This is a genomic window from Nocardioides sp. NPDC101246 (assembly GCF_044767415.1).
Lineage (GTDB): Bacteria > Actinomycetota > Actinomycetes > Propionibacteriales > Nocardioidaceae > Nocardioides.
This window is the reverse complement of record NZ_JBIWNX010000014.1, coordinates 110,731-129,049: the sequence shown is the minus strand read 5'-3', so window position 1 is coordinate 129,049 and position 18,319 is coordinate 110,731. Positions and strand designations below refer to the sequence as shown.

General features: G+C 70.9%; 20 protein-coding genes and 1 riboswitch. Of the genes, 10 read left to right on the top strand and 10 right to left on the bottom strand.

The window, feature by feature from the left end:
• Positions 1-74: 74 nt before the first annotated feature.
• Positions 75-1,010, bottom strand: a complete 936-nt coding sequence (locus ACIRON_RS23960; RefSeq protein ID WP_402996159.1) for a TerC family protein — start codon at positions 1,008-1,010, stop codon at positions 75-77.
• Between the two features lie 201 nt (positions 1,011-1,211).
• On the opposite strand from ACIRON_RS23960, the gene ACIRON_RS23955 reads away from it, so the two are divergent.
• Positions 1,212-2,594 (top strand): FAD-binding oxidoreductase, encoded by a 1,383-nt coding sequence (locus ACIRON_RS23955; protein WP_402996157.1) that lies wholly within the window; start codon positions 1,212-1,214, stop codon positions 2,592-2,594.
• Positions 2,595-2,618: 24 nt separating this feature from the next.
• A complete protein-coding gene (locus ACIRON_RS23950) occupies positions 2,619-3,455 on the top strand; it encodes a hypothetical protein (protein WP_402996155.1) in 837 nt (278 codons plus the stop codon).
• 30 nt (positions 3,456-3,485) lie between these two features.
• Here ACIRON_RS23950 and ACIRON_RS23945 read toward each other — a convergent pair whose 3' ends face one another.
• From ACIRON_RS23945 to ACIRON_RS23925, 5 genes are all read right to left on the bottom strand, one after another.
• On the bottom strand, positions 3,486-5,183 hold the full coding sequence (locus tag ACIRON_RS23945; RefSeq protein ID WP_402996153.1) for a copper resistance CopC/CopD family protein: 1,698 nt from the start codon (positions 5,181-5,183) through the stop codon (positions 3,486-3,488).
• Positions 5,180-5,896: a YcnI family protein gene (locus tag ACIRON_RS23940; protein ID WP_402996151.1), complete on the bottom strand. Its 717-nt coding sequence runs from the start codon at positions 5,894-5,896 to the stop codon at positions 5,180-5,182. The genes ACIRON_RS23945 and ACIRON_RS23940 overlap by 4 nt, the downstream gene beginning before the upstream one ends.
• Before the next feature lie 61 nt (positions 5,897-5,957).
• A complete protein-coding gene (locus ACIRON_RS23935) occupies positions 5,958-6,479 on the bottom strand; it encodes a cell division protein FtsQ (protein WP_402996149.1) in 522 nt (173 codons plus the stop codon).
• Positions 6,480-6,629: 150 nt separating this feature from the next.
• A complete protein-coding gene (locus ACIRON_RS23930; RefSeq protein ID WP_402996147.1) occupies positions 6,630-7,259 on the bottom strand; it encodes a 3-oxoacid CoA-transferase subunit B in 630 nt (209 codons plus the stop codon).
• Position 7,260: 1 nt separating this feature from the next.
• Positions 7,261-8,025, bottom strand: coding sequence for a CoA transferase subunit A (locus ACIRON_RS23925; RefSeq protein ID WP_402996145.1), 765 nt, complete (start codon positions 8,023-8,025; stop codon positions 7,261-7,263).
• A gap of 128 nt (positions 8,026-8,153) precedes the next feature.
• Between ACIRON_RS23925 and ACIRON_RS23920 the strand changes: the two genes are divergently transcribed.
• A complete protein-coding gene (locus ACIRON_RS23920) occupies positions 8,154-8,915 on the top strand; it encodes an IclR family transcriptional regulator (protein ID WP_402996143.1) in 762 nt (253 codons plus the stop codon).
• On the opposite strand, the gene ACIRON_RS23915 is transcribed toward ACIRON_RS23920, so the two are convergent.
• Complete coding sequence (locus ACIRON_RS23915; protein WP_402996141.1) at positions 8,896-9,906, bottom strand: LLM class flavin-dependent oxidoreductase; 1,011 nt, start codon at positions 9,904-9,906, stop codon at positions 8,896-8,898. The genes ACIRON_RS23920 and ACIRON_RS23915 overlap by 20 nt on opposite strands.
• A 147-nt stretch (positions 9,907-10,053) precedes the next feature.
• Here ACIRON_RS23915 and ACIRON_RS23910 point away from each other — a divergent pair, with 147 nt between their 5' ends.
• Positions 10,054-10,734 (top strand): Crp/Fnr family transcriptional regulator, encoded by a 681-nt coding sequence (locus ACIRON_RS23910; protein WP_402996139.1) that lies wholly within the window; start codon positions 10,054-10,056, stop codon positions 10,732-10,734.
• Positions 10,735-10,743: 9 nt separating this feature from the next.
• Here ACIRON_RS23910 and ACIRON_RS23905 read toward each other — a convergent pair whose 3' ends face one another.
• Positions 10,744-11,778, bottom strand: coding sequence for a CobW family GTP-binding protein (locus tag ACIRON_RS23905; RefSeq protein ID WP_402996137.1), 1,035 nt, complete (start codon positions 11,776-11,778; stop codon positions 10,744-10,746).
• A gap of 79 nt (positions 11,779-11,857) precedes the next feature.
• A riboswitch (glycine riboswitch) is annotated at positions 11,858-11,953 on the top strand.
• A 156-nt stretch (positions 11,954-12,109) separates the two neighbouring features.
• On the opposite strand from ACIRON_RS23905, the gene gcvT reads away from it, so the two are divergent.
• The 5 genes from gcvT to ACIRON_RS23880 are packed head-to-tail and all read left to right on the top strand — an operon-like array spanning position 12,110 to position 16,181.
• On the top strand, positions 12,110-13,213 hold the full coding sequence (gene gcvT / locus ACIRON_RS23900) for a glycine cleavage system aminomethyltransferase GcvT (RefSeq protein WP_402996135.1): 1,104 nt from the start codon (positions 12,110-12,112) through the stop codon (positions 13,211-13,213).
• Between the two features lie 20 nt (positions 13,214-13,233).
• The gene (gcvH, locus tag ACIRON_RS23895; protein ID WP_402996265.1) at positions 13,234-13,605 is read left to right on the top strand and encodes a glycine cleavage system protein GcvH; all 372 of its coding nucleotides are present in this window, start codon (positions 13,234-13,236) and stop codon (positions 13,603-13,605) included.
• Between the two features lie 42 nt (positions 13,606-13,647).
• Positions 13,648-15,054, top strand: coding sequence for an L-serine ammonia-lyase (locus ACIRON_RS23890; protein WP_402996263.1), 1,407 nt, complete (start codon positions 13,648-13,650; stop codon positions 15,052-15,054).
• Positions 15,055-15,093: 39 nt separating this feature from the next.
• Positions 15,094-15,621, top strand: a complete 528-nt coding sequence (locus ACIRON_RS23885; protein WP_402996133.1) for a helix-turn-helix domain-containing protein — start codon at positions 15,094-15,096, stop codon at positions 15,619-15,621.
• Complete coding sequence (locus ACIRON_RS23880; RefSeq protein ID WP_402996131.1) at positions 15,621-16,181, top strand: DUF6036 family nucleotidyltransferase; 561 nt, start codon at positions 15,621-15,623, stop codon at positions 16,179-16,181. The genes ACIRON_RS23885 and ACIRON_RS23880 overlap by 1 nt, the downstream gene beginning before the upstream one ends.
• A gap of 17 nt (positions 16,182-16,198) precedes the next feature.
• Here the strand turns inward: ACIRON_RS23880 and ACIRON_RS23875 are convergent, their stop codons facing one another.
• Positions 16,199-16,684 (bottom strand): FBP domain-containing protein, encoded by a 486-nt coding sequence (locus tag ACIRON_RS23875; protein ID WP_402996129.1) that lies wholly within the window; start codon positions 16,682-16,684, stop codon positions 16,199-16,201.
• A 57-nt stretch (positions 16,685-16,741) separates the two neighbouring features.
• Here ACIRON_RS23875 and ACIRON_RS23870 point away from each other — a divergent pair, with 57 nt between their 5' ends.
• The gene (locus tag ACIRON_RS23870; protein WP_402996127.1) at positions 16,742-17,353 is read left to right on the top strand and encodes a TetR-like C-terminal domain-containing protein; all 612 of its coding nucleotides are present in this window, start codon (positions 16,742-16,744) and stop codon (positions 17,351-17,353) included.
• On the opposite strand, the gene ACIRON_RS23865 is transcribed toward ACIRON_RS23870, so the two are convergent.
• The gene (locus ACIRON_RS23865) at positions 17,354-18,301 is read right to left on the bottom strand and encodes a GlxA family transcriptional regulator (RefSeq protein WP_402996125.1); all 948 of its coding nucleotides are present in this window, start codon (positions 18,299-18,301) and stop codon (positions 17,354-17,356) included.
• Between the last annotated feature and the right edge of the window lie 18 nt (positions 18,302-18,319).

The window sequence follows — 18,319 nt, the reverse complement described above, 5'->3', positions numbered from 1 at the left end:
CCGACGGTGGCCCCCGTCGGTCGAGCCGGGCTCGCGAGGAACGAGCGAGTCCGTGTCGAGACCAACACGGTCGCTTACGCGTTCGTCTCCTCCAGGGCCTCGGTCTCTTCCCGGGCCTGCTTGCGCGCGGAGGCGATCAGGCTGGTGGTCACGGTGACGGCGAGGATGCCGATGATGACCACGAGCGAGAGCCAGGTCGGGATGACCGGGACGCTGTCCCAGCGACCGTGGGCCCAGTGCAGGCCGAGCTTGACGCCGATGAAGGCGAGGATCGCGGCCAGACCGTAGGAGAGGTGGACCAGCTTGGACAGGGCACCCTCCAGAACGAAGTAGAGGGCCCGCAGGCCGAGCAGGGCGAACGCGTTGGTGGCGAAGACGAGGTAGGGGTCGCCGGTGATGCCGTAGACGGCCGGCACCGAATCGACGGCGAAGATGATGTCGGTGGCGAAGATGGCGAGCACCACGATGGCCATCGGCTTCAGGCCGATCTTGCGGCCGAGACGTACGGCGAGCATCTCCTCGGGGTCGACCTTCTGGTCGTGTCCCTGGAGCGCCTCGACGAAGAGCTTCACAGCGGTGACCAGCAGGATCGCACCGAAGATCAGGAAGACGATGTCCCACTGGGACAGCGCCGCGGCGCCCAGGGCGATGAAGATTCCGCGCAGCACGAGCGCGCCGACGATGCCGAAGAGCAGCACCTTCTGCTGCAGGTGGCGTGGCACCGCGAAGGCGGCGAGCAGCAGCATGAACACGAACAGGTTGTCGACGCTGAGCGACTTCTCGACGATGTAGCCGGTGTAGTACTCGAAGCCGGTCTGGCTACCGTGGGCGTTCCAGACCCAGACGCCGAAGGCGAGCGGAAGCGCGATGTAGAAGGCCGACCAGCCCAGCGCCTCCTTCATGGAGACGTCGTGGGGCTTGCGGGTCAGGACGAAGTCGAGGGCGATCAGCGCCACGACGGCGCCGATGGTGACGGCCCAGAGCGTGGGCGTACCGATGGTATCGAGCATGAAGGTTCCTCAGGCGTGTCGATGAACGTCTGAGGTCTCCCTCACCCCGGATCGGGGTGTCATTCCGGGACGGTGTCGGCACCGACGTACTGACCGGAATGAGCTTGGTGAGGTACTCCCCTCGAGGTAAAGCGTATCGGTAACGTCGAAGGGGTTGGCAATCGGCCACCATAGGAGTCGGCCAGGCGAGAGGATGTCGGGATGACGACGGAGTCCATGCTTTCCCTGATCGATGACCTCGCCGCCGGTGTCTCGGAGGTGGTGACCGATGAGCTCTCGCGGTTGGCGGCCTCGACCGACCGGTCCGGATCGGTCGCCGCCGGCCTGCCGCTGGCGGTGGTGAGGGCCCGCAGCGTCGCGGACGTCCAGGCGGCGATGCGGGTCGCCTCGGCGCACCGGGTGCCGGTGGTCCCGCGCGGTGCGGGCACCGGGCTGGCCGGGGGAGCGGTGGCCGGCACCGGCCACCTCGTCGTCGACCTCTCCGCGATGGACCGGATCCTCGAGCTCGACGCGGTCGACGAGATCGCGGTCGTCGAGGCAGGCGTCCTCACCGCACACCTGGACGCGGCGGCCGCAGAGGTGGGGCTGCGCTACGCACCCGACCCCGCCTCGGCGGCGATCTGCTCGATCGGCGGCAACGTGGCCACCAATGCCGGCGGGCTGCGCTGCGTGAAGTACGGGGTCACCCGGGAGGCGGTCCTCGGCCTCGACGTCGTCCTCGCCGACGGCACCCTGATCCACACCGGCCGCCGCACCATGAAGGGCGTCGCGGGTCTGGACCTCACCGCGCTCTTCGTCGGCTCCGAGGGCACCCTGGGCGTCGTCGTCGGCGCGACCCTGCGGCTCAAGCCACGGCCGGTCTCCACGTTGACGGCGTCGGCCGCGTACGCCTCGGTGGCGGCGGCCGCCCGCGCCTGTGCCGCGATCGCGGCCGCCCGGCGGGTGCCGTCGATGCTGGAGCTCGTCGACCGGCGCTGCCTGGAGGCGATCGACCGGTTCGCGGGCACGTCCTACGCCGCGCGGGGCGACGCCCTGGTGATCGCCCAGGCCGACGGGCCGGCGGCGGAGAGCGAGATCGAGGCGATCGCGGCCGTCCTCGGCAAGGAGGCGACCTGGGTCGAGCAGGGCGTCGACGAGGCCTCCTCCGACCGCCTTGTCGCGACCCGTCGCCAGGTCTTGCCGGCCATCGAGGCCGAGGGCGCCTTCTTCATCGAGGACATCTGCGTGCCCCGCTCCCGGCTCGCGGAGGCGGTCGAGCGGGTCTCCGAGATCGCGGACCGGCACGGCGTACGCATCTACACCATCGCACACGCCGGCGACGGCAACCTCCACCCGGTCATCGGCTGGGACCCGTCGCCCGACGATGTCCCGGGGGTGATGCCGCCTGCAGAGACCGCCGCGGGAGACGAGATCTTCGCCCTCGCCATCGAGCTCGGTGGCACCACCACCGGCGAGCACGGAGTCGGCCGGCTCAAGCAGAAGTGGCTCGAGTCAGAGATCGGCGCCGACTCCATCGACGTGCAGCACCGGATCAAGGCGGCGCTGGACCCGCTGGGGATTCTCAATCCGGGTGTCGGGTTCTGACCAGGGCCATGACACCCTTGCTCCGTGCGTGTCGGAATTGCTGCTGTCGTCCTGACCCTCGGCCTCGCGATCACGCTGATCGCCTGCGGCGGCGAACCGGAGGCCGCCGACCCGACCTCGCCCAGCGGCTCAGCCAACGTGGCAACGGTCGTGACCGCCATCAAGGGCGCCGACGGCACCTCTGCGACCGCGGGCGGCTACACGCTCGGTGACGTCAGCCTGCCCGCCGAGGCGGGCACCCCGGGGAAGGTGAGCTTCACCATCACCAAGGGAGGCGAACCGGTCACCGACTACATCGAGGAGCAGACCAAGGACCTCCACCTCTACGTCGTACGCGACGACCTGGAGGTCTTCCGTCACCTGCACCCGACACAAGGCGAGGCCGGGGAATGGTCCGGCGACCTGACGCTGCCCGCGGGCGGCACCTACCGGGTGGTCGTCGAGTTCGCGGCCCGCACCCCCGACGACAAGGGGGAGCAGGCGATGCTCGGCGCGACGGCGAAGGTCGCGGGGGCGGCGGAGGTGGACGTACCCGGCTCCGACGACGGCACGGTGATCGCCGCGCTGGAGGAGACCCCGAAGCCCGGGATCGACCAGGAGATCGGCGTCCTGATCTCCGACCCGGCGGGCAAGCCGGTCAACCTCGGCACCTACCTCGGGGTCTACGCGCACGTGACCGCGTTCAGCCGGGAGACGGGCGAGGTGATCCACCTGCACCCCCTCGGCGGCCCTGAGAACGGCGAGGACGGCACCCGCCTCGGCATCCACGTGAAGCCGCCGAAGGCGGGTGACTACGTCTTCTTCGTGCAGGTACGCGTCGACGGGATGATCCACACGCTCCGGCTCCCGGTCACGGTCTGAGGGTCACCGTCTGAGGTCACCGTCTGAGGCTCACTGCCCGACGGTGAACTTCACCAGCGCCAGCGGGCTCTCGAACTCGCCCAGCCGCAGCCCGACGGTCGCCTCCCACACGCCGCCCTTGGGCAGCACGACGTCCGCCTCCCAGGTGCCGGCGGCGACCGTCTTCAGGGCCAGGCTGCCCAGGTCGACATCGCCCGACCTCAGCTTGGCGGTCGGGACCGCCGCCGCCTCGACCGGCTCGCCGGCCGCGTCCTGGATCTGCAGCCGGAGGACGTTCGGGCCCGGGCCTGACGGGGTCAGCGTCGCGTAGACCCGGTGGTCCTTGCCCAGCTCCGCGGCCTGGGTGTTGGTCTGCGCGACCGTGGCCGATCCGGTCCCGGCCGACCCGGCACCCGCCTGCGGCGGCTGGTCGACCAGGAAGCCGGTGACGCCGAGGACGACGACGAGCACGCCCGCCTCCATCAGCACCGCTCGGCGCAGCATCGAGCCGGCCTCGACGGTGTCGTCGTGGCCGGCCGCCTGACGGACGCGGGGGAGGACCAGCAGCCGGTTGCCTGCCGCCATCACGGCGACCGCGACGACCAGGGCGATCTTGGTCATCAGCAGCGTGCCGTACGTGCTGTTGAGCAGGTTGTCCCAGGAGCCGAGGATCCGCCAGCCCATCAGCACACCCGAGACCGCGAGGGCGGCCAGGGAGGCGGCGGCGAGGGTGGAGAACCGGGTGACGATCTCGGCCGCGACCGCGCCCCGGCGGGTGATCAGCGGCAGGGTCAGCGCGAGACCGACGAGGCCACCGAGCCAGAGCGCGCCGGCGACGAGGTGGATGACGTCGGTGGCGGTGACCAGCCAGGCGGGTACGACCGCTCGGGAGTGCCCCACCAGCGCCGGGGAGCAGATTGCGACCAGTCCCGCGACCGCGGCCAGGCGGGGCCGCTCGCGCAGGGCGAGCGCGGCCGCGATGCCGAGGATCCCCACCAGCGCGCTGAGCCACTCCTTGCCGACCGAGGCCGGCGACCAGGCGTCGAAGGTGAGCATCGCGCCCGGTCCGCTCTCGCTCTGCAGCGCGCCGCTGGCCGGGGCGAGCGCGACCAGCGCGACCACGGCGACCATGCCGGCGAGGATCTGCAGGCGCTGGACCCGCGCGATCGCGCGGTCGGGGACGCGGTGCTCGCCCACGATCACGGCGCGGAACCAGACCAGGCCCACGACCAGCAGCAGTGCCGCGTACTGGACGAACTGGAGTGCCCCGTGGATCACTGCCGTCGCCCGGGACGGCTCCGTGGACGGAGGTGGTGCGACGCTGAGGCTCGGGGCGCCGACCGCGAAGGTCAGCGAGCCCGAGATCGGGTGGCCGTCGGCCGACACCGCGCGCCAGGCGACGACGTAGGTGCCGTCGCCCAGGCTGCTCGCCTCCGCGAGCGCGACCTGCATCTCGGTGCCGCTCGCGGTCGCCTCGGAGGTGACCTCCTGGCCCTTCGCGTCGTAGACGGTCACGCCCGCCGGGGGCAGCGTCACCGCCTCGTCGAAGGTGAAGGTGATCGTCTCCGGCGCTTGCTCCAGGACCGCCCCCTCCTCGGGGTCGGTGCCGATGAGCGTCGCGTGCGCCTGGGCGGGCGAGGTGCTGAGCAGGACGGCGTACGCAGCGGCAGCAAGCGCCACCAGCAGCCGCCCCAGGGCGCGCCGGCCCGGCCGGTCGAGGCCGGGCCGGCGCGTCAGGGGAGCACTCACGCCTTACGACGCCCCAGCGCGAGGGCGGTCGTGCCCGCGATCAGGCCGAGGATGCCGGCGCCGGCACCGATGGCACCCCACAGGTTGCTGTTGTCGTCCTCGGCGTCGTCGGTCTCCGCGGCGGCCGGCTCGGCCTTCTCCGCGGACTCCTCTGCACCGTGGCCGTGACCGTCCTCGGACTCGGCCGCGGTGACCTCGAAGGCCGGGGCCGGGCTCTCGGGCTCCTCGGTGGCGCCCTCCGGAGTCTCCTCGACCCAGGCGGTCTCGCCCTTCTCGCAGGTCTGGACCGTCGGGAAGGCGAGGGTGCCCTCCTCCTCCGGCAGCTGCAGGGAGACCTCGAAGGCGTCGCGCTGGCCGTCGGGCAGCGGGGTCTTGGCGGTGTAGACGATGGTCGCGTCGCGCTCGGTCAGCTCGTTGCCGTGGGCGTCCTTGACCGGCTCGGCGAGCTTCTCGGTGGTGACCTTCACGTCGTAGTACGGCTGACGCGTCGGGGTGACCGTGTTGATCCCCTCCGGCACCTGGATGGTGATCTTGTTGGTCGGGGAGCCTTCGCAGCCGTGGCCGACGCTGAAGGTCAGCACCGAGTAGGCGCCGGCCGCCGTCTCGGTCGGGGTGACCGTGACGTGCGCGGAGGCCGGTGCGGCGACGAGGAAGGTGATGCCCGCGGCGGCGATGGCGGGCGCGCCGAAGCGCGCGAGGGTACGTCGAGACATGGTTGTTGCTTTCTGTGGAGTGTCTGCTGCTGGGCGATGCCCAGTTGTCGGGGTCGGGTCCTCAGGCGAGGACCGGCGGACCCCGGCCGGCAGCGACGTACGTCCACAGGTGGTTGCGCAGCACCATCGGCTGCGCCGGGCTCGGCTGGCGGAAGGAGATCGGGATCCGGGGCGCGGTGAGCGTCCGGGAGATGACCTGCCAGGCCCTTCGGTGCAGCAGCCACACGACCACGGTGAGCACCGCGGCCGCGGTGTGCGCGACCAGCATCGAGGTCTCGCCCGTGCCGGCGCCGTGCGCGTGGGCGGCGGGCGCCGCGTACGCCTCGAAGGCCTCGTGCATCCCCAGCTGCGCCGCGCCGGCGAGCACCGCCCCCAGCACGATCCCGACTCGTCGTTGCAGCACGACGACCCCGGCACCGAAGGCGGCGAAACCGGTCGCCACCAGCCACAACGCGTCCGGCAGCTCCCCGCCGCCGGCCAGGTGGGCCAGGCTCGACCCGGTGGTGATCTCGATGGCCGCGAGCAGCGCCAGCCACACGCTCCCGCGCGTCGGCCGCACCACCCTCAGATCCACGCCGCACATTGTCGCAGACCCGCCGAGCCGTCACCTACGTCGGCCGAGAAGTCACCCCCGTCGGCCGAGACGTCACGTACGTCGGCCGAGACGTCACGTACGTCGGCCGAGACGTCACACCAGTGACATCTCGGCCGACGCGGCTGACCTCTCGGCGCCTCAGCGGAGGATCGGCGGCTCCGTCTTCTCCTCGACCTCGCCGAACGTGACGCCCGGCGCGAGCTCGACGAGGCGCAGGCCCTCGGGGGTGATGTCGAGGACGCACAGGTCGGTGATGATGCGCTGCACGACACCGAGACCGGTGTAGGGAAGCGAGCACTCCTCGACGATCTTGTAGGAGCCGTCGCGGGCGACGTGCTCCATCAGCACGACGACCTTCTTGGCGCCGTGGACGAGGTCCATCGCGCCGCCCATGCCCTTGACCATCTTGCCGGGGATCATCCAGTTGGCCAGGTCGCCGCCCGCGGAGACCTGCATGGCCCCGAGGATCGCGGCGTCGATCTTGCCGGAGCGGATCATCCCGAAGCTGGTCGCGGAGTCGAAGAAGCTGGCCCCCTTGCGTACGGTGACCGTCTCCTTGCCGGCGTTGATCAGGTCCGGGTCGACGGCGTCCTCGGTCGGGTAGGCGCCGGTGCCGAGGATGCCGTTCTCGCTCTGCAGCACGAGCTCGACGTCGTCGGGGACGTAGTTGGGCACCAGCGTCGGCAGCCCGATGCCGAGGTTGACGTAGTCGCCGTCGGCGAGCTCCGCGGCGGCGCGGGCGGCCATCTCTTCACGTGTCCATGCCATCTCAGCGCACCGTCCTCTTCTCGATCCGCTTGTCGGCGGCCCGCTCCGGCGTCAACGCCACCACGCGGTGCACGTAGACCCCCGGAAGGTGGATGTCGTTCGGCGCCAGCTCGCCGGGCTCGACGAGCTCCTCGACCTCCGCGATCGTGATCTGCCCGGCCATCGCGGCCAGCGGGTTGAAGTTGCGGGCGGAGTCCTTGAAGACGAGGTTGCCGTGGCGGTCGCCCTTCCATGCGCGGACGATGCCGAAGTCGGCGACGATGGCCTCCTCCAGGACGAACTCCCGCTCGCCCTCGGGCGTCTCGAAGGTCATCACCGGCTTCTCGGGAGAGGTCTTGATGACGTTGCCGGCGTCGTCGTACTTCCACGGCAGCCCGCCCTGCGCCACCTGCGTGCCGACGCCGGTGCGGGTGTAGAACGCGGCGATGCCGGAGCCGCCCGCGCGCATCCGCTCGGCGAGCGTGCCCTGCGGGGTCAGCTCGACCTCGAGGTCGCCGGAGAGATACTGCCGCGCGAACTCCTTGTTCTCACCGACGTACGAGGCGACGACCCGGCGCAGGCGGCCGGCGCCGAGCAGCAGGCCCAGGCCCCAGTCGTCGACACCGGCGTTGTTGGAGACCACCTCGAGGTCGGTCACGCCGGCCTCGAGCAGAGCATTGATGAGCACCGAGGGGATGCCGCACAACCCGAAGCCGCCGACCGTGAGGGTCGCTCCGTTCGGGATGTCCGCGACCGCCTCGGCGGCTGAGGAGATGACCTTGTCCATGATGATCAGTCAAGGACGGGCGGTGGGTTCGGTCAATAGGTGAGCGCGATTTCACGCTCGATCTCTCGATCAACGACCCCGCCGCCGCAGATGCGTCCGCTGAGTGGACGTCGTTTATCGTACATCTCATGGAACCTGGTCCCAGCGTCATCCGCCGCAGTGCACACCTGCTGCGGCTGCTCGCCGCGCGCGAGCCGGAGGGCGCGACGACCACCCAGCTCGCGACGACCGCCGCCATCCCGCGTCCGACCGCCCATCGGCTGCTCAGCGCGCTGCAGGAGGAGGGGCTGGTCGAGCGCGACAACGACACCGGCGCCTGGCACCTGGGCCCGGAGTGCTTCCTGCTCGGCGCCGCCGCGACCACCCGCCACGACATCACCCCGGCGGCCCGGGCGGCGGTGCTGAGGATCGCCCGGGAGACGGGGGAGAGCGCGTTCTTCTCGATCCGGCGCGGCGACGAGACCGTCTGCGTCCTGCGCGAGGACGGCAGCTTCCCGATCCGCTCCCATGTCCTCCACGAGGGGATCCGGTTCCCGCTCGGCGTCGCCTCGGCCGGCCTGGCGATCCTGGCCCTCATGCCCGAGTCGCGCCGCGAGGCCTACCTGGCCCGCACCGATCTGGTTCCCACCTACGGCGAGGAGCACTCGGCGTCCGCTCTGCGAAAGCGCATCGCCGCGACCCGTGAGCGCGGCTTCGCGGTCAACCCGGGCCTCATCGTGGTCGGCAGCTGGGGTCTGGGTGCCGCCGTCTTCGACGCCCACGGCCAGCCGTACGGAGCGCTGAGCATCACCGGCATCGAGGCCCGCCTCGCCCCGCCGCGCCAGGCTGAGCTCGGCCGCCTCCTCCTGGAGGCCGCCCACACCCTGTCGACTAGCTCCGGGACCGGGTAGGCATCCCGGTCATGATCTCGGCGAGCGCGGCGTCGGAGGAGAGCTGGGCGTCGCGGTCATAGGTCGAGGTGAAGGCGAGGAGTTCGTCGGCCCCGGTGGCCTCGGCGAGCTGGTCGAGCCGGCGCCGGACGGTCTCGGCCGACCCCGCGGTCGTCCGTGCGAGGTGTGCCTCGACCCGTTCGCGCACCTGGTTCGTCCAGGCCTGGTCCCGGATCGAAAGGACCGGCTCGAGCCGACCGAACTCGCCGGTCTGCCGCGACCTGGCCATCGCCCACGCCTCCGGAAGAGCGAGCTCGGCGGCCTCGGCGTCGGTGTCGGCGACGAGCACGTCGACAGAGATCATCACCGAAGGCTCGGTCGCTCGCGGGGAGGGCCGGAAGTCCTTCCGGTACGCCCCCAGCAGCTCGTCCAGCCGCGGGCTGTCGAGCACCGGACCGCCCACGACGACCGGCAGCCCGAGCCGGGAGGCGAGCGCGACCCCGCGTCCGGTAGCGAGCACGAACATCGGGATCTGGTGAGCGGCGGCCGGGCGGGCGGTGACCGCCGCGGTGCGGTCGAGATACCCGCGGAGCTCCTCGATGTCCTCGGCGAACGTGTCCGGGTCGTCGAGATCCTGCCGCAGGGCGCGGCGTACGGGTGCGGTGAAGCCCAGGGTGCGCCCGACCCCCAGGTCGAGACGGCCCGGATAGAGGGCGTCGAGCATCAGGAACTGCTCGGCGACGACCAGCGGCTGATGGTGCGGCAGCATCACCCCGCCCGACCCGAGCCGGATCGTGGACGTGTGCGCGCCGAGCGCACCGAGCAGCACCGGCGGCGACCCCGACGCGATCCCCGGCACCGCGTGGTGCTCGGCGACCCAGAACCGGTGATAGCCGAGCCGCTCGGCCGCCACCGCCCGCTCGATCGTGTGAGTCAGCGCAGCGCCCTCGGCGTACCCCACCCGGGTGCGGGACCGGTCCAGCATGGAGAGCTTCACACCAGGGTCAACCACGCCGGGTCGCCGAGGCTTCCCGCATTGTCCGGTGTGGCGAAGAACGCACTCGACAGGGGTGCGATGCGGGACACACAACCGATGTGGAGGGCCCGGATCTGGCTAGGCTGATGTCTTCGGTAAAGCAATGACAGGAGCGCCTGGGTAATGGATCAAGACGTGCTTCGGCACGCACCGCTTTTCAGCGAGCTGGACGACGAGTCGATGACGGCGCTGCTCGCGACGATGGGTCAGACACGCCTGCGGCGCGGCGAGGTGTTGTTCCACGAGGGCGACGCCGCCGACAGGCTCTACGCGGTCGTGGACGGCAAGGTGAAGCTGAGCCGTGCCGCGGCCAACGGGCAGGACAGCCTGCTGGCGATCCTGGGGCCGGGCCAGGTGTTCGGCGAGCTCTCGCTCTTCGACCCCGGTCGGCGCTCCTCCACGGTCACGGCCGTCACCGACCACGTCGAGCTCGCCTCGCTGTCGCATGACGACCTGCTGGGCCTGCTCGACGGGCGCCCGAGCGTGACCCGTGGGCTGCTCGCCCTGCTGTCGGGCCGCCTTCGCCGGGCCAACGACGTGATCGGTGACCTGGTCTTCTCCGACGCACCCCGCCGGGTGGCGAAGGCGCTGCTCGACCTCGCCGAGAGGTTCGGTGAGCAGACCGAGGAAGGCCTCCGCGTACGCCACGACCTGACCCAGGAGGAGCTCGCGCAGCTGGTGGGCGCGGCTCGGGAGACGGTCAACAAGGCGCTCGCCGACTTCGCTGCCAAGGGCTGGGTCAAGCTGGAGTCGCGCTCGGTGATCATCACCGACATGGAACGGATTGTCCGCCGCGCGGGATGATTCCGCTGGTCAGAGGCTGACCCGGACCAGCTGGCGGAGCCGGCGAAGGCCCTCGGTGCTCGGCCGTTCGGCCGGGGCGAGGGCGTCGGTGAGGCGCTGCCGGACCGGGTCGGTCTCGAGCTCCAGGCCGATGGCCACGAGCTCGCTCGCCGCGTCGGAGGTCCGCGCGGCGGCGACATGGGCGCTGCGTCCGACCAGGTTCACCTGGTAGCTTCGCGGTCCCTGGCCGGTCGCGACGGAGACGGTCCCCTTGACCCGGTACGCCGTCGCCGGCGGCTCCTCGAGCAGGTCGACCAGACGAGCCGGCTCGATGGTGCCCGGCGTCGTCACGGTGACCGCGCGGGCGTGCTGATGGGCCTCGTGGTCCGCGGCCGCCTCGCGCAGCAGCGCGGCGATCGGCAGCTCCTCGGGCGGGTCCTCGGGCACCGCGGCGTCGTAGACGAGCCGCGGGTCGATACGGCCGCCGACGGCGTACGCGATGTGGACCTCGGGGTTGTGCTCCCGCACGCGCCGCTCGATGCGGGTCAACGTCTCGTCCCGGGACGAGACGGGCAGCAGGTCGGTCTTGTTGACCACGACCAGCGAGGCGGCCGCGAACCGGACCGGCGCCGGGCCCCGGCCGTCATCGAGGGTGTCGAAGTAGGCGGAGGCGTCGACGACCTCGATGAGCCCACCGCGGCGTACCCGCTCGACACCGCTGAACCGGACCAGCCGGGCCAGCGTGCCGGGCTCGGCGATCCCGCTGGCCTCGACGATGACGACGTCGAGCGCGAGCCGCGGGTGGGTGAGCTTCTCGAGGGCGTCGTCGAGACCGCCGGCGTCCGGCAGGCAGCACAGGCAGCCGCCGGCGATCGAGGCAGGCTCGTCGACCTGCCCGGTGACGAGGCCGGCGTCGACGTTGATGTCGCCGAAGTCGTTGACGACCACGCCGACGCGGGCGCCGGGCTGGCGCAGCAGATGGTTGAGCAGCGTGGTCTTCCCCGACCCGAGATGGCCGGTCAGGATGACCACGGGAACCCGGTTGCTGGCGCTGGTCGGTGGCATCGGGCCATCGTAGGTCGTCAGATCTTGACGGCCGAGGTGGGCAGACCTAGGTTTGCCGCACAACTTCACATCCGCCACTCGAACCTCAGCGGGAGAGTCCTTGCCCATCCGGGGTGAGGCGCCGAAGGAGCAAACCTCCCCAGAATCTCTCAGGCCCCATGACCGCTGCGGTGAGGCGACCTCTGGAAAGACAGGATCCGAGGATCCTGCACCCACGGTGCAAACCGCCCCTGCGGGCGGTGAAGCTCTCAGGTAGCGATGACAGAGCGGGGAGGTCACCCGTCCACGGGTGCCGCGGCTGCGGCACCCATCAGCAGGGAGCCTCCCGCACATGACCTCACCCGTCCCTACCCCTCTGCACGAGATCCACCAGGCGCTCGGCGCCTCGTTCACCGACTTCGCCGGCTGGAGCATGCCGGTCCGCTACGGCTCGGAGACCGCCGAGCACCATGCGGTACGCACCACCGCGGGCCTCTTCGACCTGTCCCACATGGGTGAGATCGAGGTGACCGGTCCCGAGGCGGGACGCGCTCTCGACCGTGCCCTGGTCGGCAGGCCCTCGGCGATCGGCATCGGCCGCGCCCGCTACTCCATGGTCTGCGCCGAGGACGGCGGCATCATCGACGACCTGGTCGTCTACCGGCTCGAGCAGGAGCGCTACCTGGTCGTCGCCAACGCGAGCAACGTCGACGTGGTCGCTCCGGCCCTGGTCGAGCGGGCCCGCGGCTGCGACACCGTGGTCCGGGACGCCTCCGCGGAGTGGGCGCTGATCGCGGTCCAGGGTCCCGCCTCGGCGGCGATCGTCGCGGCCCTGACCGACCTCGACGTCCCGTCCCTGAAGTACTACGCCATCGACGCCGGCACGGTCGCCGGTGTCGATGTCCTCCTCGCGCGCACCGGCTACACCGGCGAGGACGGCTTCGAGGTTTACTGCGCACCGGCGTCGGCCGCTGCTGTCTGGGAGGCCATCACCGAGGCAGGTACGCCGCACGGGCTGCTGCCCGCCGGGCTCGCCTGCCGCGACACGCTCCGGCTCGAGGCCGGCATGCCGCTCTACGGCCACGAGCTCAACCGCGAGACGACGCCCTTCGAGGCCGGCCTCGGCCGGGTCGTCTCCTTCGACAAGCCCGACGGCTTCGTCGGCGACGACGCCCTGGCCGTACGCCGCGAAGAGGGCCCGCGCAGCGTGCTCGTCGGTCTGGTGGCCGCCGGGCGCCGGTCGCCGCGGGCCGGCTACACCGTCGTGGACCCGGACACCGGTGAGGAGGTCGGCACCGTCACCAGCGGCTCCCCGTCGCCGACTCTCGGACGTCCCATCGCGATGGCGTACGTCCGGCCCGACCTCGCCGCCGTCGGCACCAAGGTCCAGGTCGTCGTGCGCGGCAGCCACGAGGACGCCCAGATCGTCGACCTTCCCTTCTACTCCAAGAAATGAGCCGAGAGATGAGCACCGCCATGAGCAACCCGACCCACCTGACGTACACCGCCGAGCACGAGTGGATCGAGACCCGCGGCGACGTCGCGCGCGTCGGTGTCACCGCCTTCGCCACCGAGGCGCTGGGTGACATCGTCTTCGTCGAGCTGCCCGAGGTGGGCAGCAAGATCACCGGGGGAGAGAGCTGCGGCGAGCTGGAGTCGACGAAGTCGGTCAGCGACCTCTTCGCACCCGCCGACGGTGAGATCCTCGAGATCAACGCGGCCGTCGTCGAGGACCCGGCGCTGATCAACAGCGACCCGTTCGGGGCCGGCTGGCTCTTCGAGATGCGTGTCACGGGCGCTCCCGAGCTCCTCGACGCCGCGGCCTACGACGCTCTGATCGAGGAATGACCTGTGGTGACCGCTGACCTCAGCGGATCCACGGCCGTGGCGATGGCCTTGAGCGCCTTCGACCTCTACTCGATCGGGATCGGGCCGTCCTCCTCGCACACCGTCGGCCCGATGCGGGCCGCGAAGACCTTCGTCGACGGCCTCGCCGAGGACGTCCAGCTGGACGCGGTCACGCGGGTGAAGGCCGAGCTGTTCGGGTCGCTCGGCGCGACCGGGCACGGGCATGGATCGGCGGGCGCGGTACTGCTCGGCCTCGAGGGGGAGGAGCCGGCGACCGTCGACACCCGAGCCTCGTCCGGGCGGGTGGCGGCCATCCGGGAGCGCCGGGAGCTGTCGCTGGGCGGGCACCGGCCGATCCGGTTCGACGTCGACACCGACCTGGTGATGCACCGGCGCAAGAGCCTGCCGGGCCACCCCAACGGCATGGTGTTCACCGCCTACGACGCCTCGGGGCAGATCTGGCGGGAGCGCACCTACTACTCCGTCGGCGGCGGCTTCGTGGTCGACGAGCACGCCTCGGGCGCCGCCCGGGTCGCGCCGGACCACTCGCCGATCCGGTACCCCTTCACCACCGGCGCCGAGCTGCTCGAAACCTGTGAGCGCGAGAGGCTCCGGGTCTCCGACCTCATGCTCGCCAACGAGCTCACCTGGCGTACGCCTGACGAGATCCGCGCCGGTCTCCTGGAGATCTGGCGGGTGATGGCGGCCTGCGTACAGGCCGGCTGCGACCGTGACCCGGTCACCGACGGCGTACTTCCTGGGGGTCTGCGTGTCCCGCGGCGGGCGCCGCTGCTCTACCGCGACCTGGCCTCCGGGGCCGGCGCCCAGGACCCCTTCCGGGTCATGGACTGGGTCAACCTGTTCGCCCTGGCGGTGAACGAGGAGAACGCCTCGGGCGGCCGGGTCGTCACCGCTCCCACCAACGGCGCGGCCGGCATCGTGCCCGCCGTCCTGCACTACTGGGTACGTTTCGTGGCGCCCGACGCCGGGCTGGACGAGGCCGCGATCGAGGACGGCATCGTCCGGTTCCTGCTCACCGCGGCCGCGATCGGCATCCTGTGCAAGACGAACGCCTCGATCTCCGGGGCCGAGGTCGGCTGTCAGGGCGAGGTCGGCTCGGCCTGCGCGATGGCCGCTGGTGCCCTGTGCGAGGTGCTCGGCGGCAGCCCGGAGCAGGTCGAGAACGCCGCCGAGGTCGGGATCGAGCACAACCTGGGCCTCACCTGCGACCCCGTCGGTGGCCTGGTGCAGATCCCGTGCATCGAGCGCAACGCCATCGCCAGCGTGAAGGCCATCAACGCCGCCCGCCTCGCCCTCAACGGCGACGGCTCCCACAAGGTCAGCCTCGATAAGGCGCTGAAGACGATGCGCGAGACCGGGGCCGACATGAAGATCAAGTACAAGGAGACCTCCCGCGGCGGCCTCGCGGTCAACGTGATCGAGTGCTGAGGCAAGGCGCTTCATAGTAGGCCTTGCTATAATCGAGTCATGTCGTCACGTGGAGAGATCCTGCGCGAGGTGATGCTCGAGACGGGCACCACCCAGTCGACGCTGTCTCGCACCAGTGGTGTGCATCAGCCGAGCATCAGCCAGTTCCTCTCCGGCAAGGTCGACCTGAGCGACGACAACCTCGATCGCCTGCTGTCCTGTATGGGCTGGCGTCTCGAGGTCGTACGCCGCCCCATCACGCCCGACCTGACACGCTCCGAACGTCGCTCGTGGATGCTTCATCGACGCCTCTCGGGTGACCTCACCTCGACGACGCTGCGTGAGTGGAAGCCGAGGATCGAGCGACGCCTCGACCACCTCCGCCGCAACGTCAGCGGGCAGCCCCACGAGCGAAACCTCGAGCGCTGGACCTCGCTGGTGGACCACGAGGACGTACGCGGCCTGCAGCGTGTCATGACCGGCCTCGACCGCGACTCCATCGAGATGCGTGAGGTCTCGCCCATGGGCGGCCTGCTCAGTGAGCGTGACCGTCTCCATGTCCTCGAGGAACTTGCCGAGGCCAGCTGATGCGTCGCGATCAGTTGGAGCACGCGATCCGCACGGCATGCCAGATCATCGGCCATCCTGCGGTGATCGTCGTCGGCTCGCAGTCGATCCTCGGATCATTTGATGAGACTGAGTTGCCGGCTGACGCGACCATGTCGATCGAGGTCGACATCCTGCCGATCGCTGATGATAACGACGAGACTGCCCGCCTCGCTGACGTCATTGAGGGCATCGCCGGTGAGTTCTCGCCGTTCGAGGAACTGCACGGTTTCAGCATCGACGGTGTCGACCTGAGCACATCTGTGCTGCCGGACGGCTGGCGCGATCGACTCGTGAAGGTCCGGAACGCGAACACTGCAGCGCCTGGTGGCGACCCCGTCTTCACCGGCTGGTGTCTCGATAAAGAGGACCTCTGTGTTGCCAAGCTCTGTGCCTTCCGCGAGAAGGACCAGAACTTCGTGGCGGCACTCGTTCATGCCGGCTTGGTCGACCGGAAGATCATCGCCGAGCGGCTGACCGAAGTGCCGGTCAAGGCACGGGCGACGACGGAACGAGCCGCGGCGTGGCTCGAGGTGATCTGACCGGCGGGCGATCGACCTCATGCGGGCCGGAGCACCCGCGCTACGAACGTGTCGAGGTTGCCGAGGAGCCGGTCGATCTTCTGGTCGACGCTGAGGGTCTCGTGGATGACAGGGGTGTCGAGCTTGCGCTTGCCGCGCGCCTTGAGGGAGCAGTCGAGGTCGGCGCAGATGTAGGTGCCGACGGAGTTGCCGTCCTGCCCGGAGCGGCCGGCGCGGGAGGCGACCAGCAGGGCCACGTCGCCGACGGTGGTGCACAGCGCGCACATCGTCTTGCGCGGCCCCCGCGTCTCGCGCGAGGCCCGCAGGGCGACGCCGCGGAGCCGGCCGTCGTGCTCGGCGACGAGGTAGTGATTCTGCGGCGCCTTCGGGTCCTGCCAGCCGAGGTAGTCGAGGTCGTCCCAGGGTCGTTCGGCCAGGTCAGCGGGGAGGTTGAGGCGCTTGGTCGCACCCTTGGTGAGGTTGACGAAGCTGGAGCGTACGTCGGTCTCGGTCAGCGGCTTCATGCCGACGATGCTAGGTTTCCTACAACTCGTAGGCAACTCGTTATCGGAAGGAAGTCGATGGGCCGTCCTGGGCTGAACCGAAGTGCCGTGATCGCGGCCGCCGCCGACCTCGCCGACGAGCTCGGCTTCGACGCCGTCACGATCTCGGTCCTCGCCCGGCACCTCGGCGTCCGCTCGCCGACCCTCTACTCCCACCTCTCCGGCGGCACCGACCTCCGCACCGCGGTCACCGCGTACGTCCTCGACGAGCTCGCCGACACCACGAGCCGCGCGATGGGGGCAGGGGAGGGCCGCGACCGCCTCGTCGCGTACGCCGACGCCATCCGCGACTTCGCCCGCCGCTCGCCCGGCCGCTACGACGCCACCACCCGCCAGCGCATCCCACCCGCTCCGGCGGGGGAGCCACGGCCCGACTCGGTGGACGAGGCGATCACCGCCGGCCGCCGCAACGCCGACCTCGCCCTCGCTGTCGTCCGCGGTTACGGGATCCCCGAGACCAGCGAGACGTACGCCGTCCGCCTGATGTCCAGCCTCGTCCACGGCTACGTCACCCTCGAGCTCGCCGGCAGCTTCGCCCACAGCGACCCCCCGAGCGAGACCACCTGGCCCGAAGCCCTCGACGACCTGGACAGCACCCTCGGGCGGATGGCACTGGGCCGGGGCCACTGATCAGTCGGCGAGCCGGAAGGTCGTCCGGTAGGTCGTGGGAGTCACGCCGAGCGTGCGGTGGAAGTGACGGCGCAGCGTGGCCGCGGTGCCCATTCCGCAGCTGCCCGCGATCTGGTCGATCGAGGCGTCGGTGCGTTCGAGGAGCTCCTGGGCGCGCGAGATGCGCTGGTGGTGCAGCCAGTCAAGGGGCCCGGTCTGCAGCTCGGCCTGCATCCGTCGGGCGAGCTGGCGGGTGCTGAGGCCGGCGTGGTCGGCCAGCTCGCGGACCGTCAGGGGCTGGTCGAGTCGGGCGCGCGCCCACTCCAGCGTGGGTGCGAGGCCGTCGGGAACGCGGGGCTGCGCGGGTGGGGTGATGAACTGCGCCTGCCCACCGGTGCGGTGGGCCGGGACGACCAGATTGCGGGCGATCCCGTTGGCCGCGGCGGCGCCGAGGTCGCTGCGTACGAGGTGGACGCAGAGGTCGAGCGCAGCGGTCTTGCCGGCCGAGGTGAGCACGTCGCCCTCGTCGACGTAGAGCACGTGCGGGCGGACGTCGATCTGCGGATAGCGTCGGGCGAGCTCGTCGGCGTGCAGCCAATGGGTCGTGGCGACCCGGCCGTCGAGCAGCCCAGCTGCGGCCAGCACGAACGAACCGGTGCACAGGGACGCGATCCGCGCGCCGCGCTCATGGGCGCCACGTAGCGCGTCGAGGAGCGCGAGGTCGGGATTGTGGTCGAGATCGTTCGAGGACGGGACGACGACGGTGTCGACCTCGGCGATCGCGTCGTACGACGCCGTCGGCAGGCCGGCCAGCCAGGGATGCGGTGCGCCGTCGGCGGTGCAGACGACGAGGTCGTACCACTCACCGCCTGGAGCGAGGCCGGAATGGTCGCCGCCGAAGATCTCGGCGGCTATCGCGACCTCGTAGAGCATCGAGGAGCCGTGCAGGACGAGGGCGATGCGAGGCATGTCGCAAAGTGTACGTAG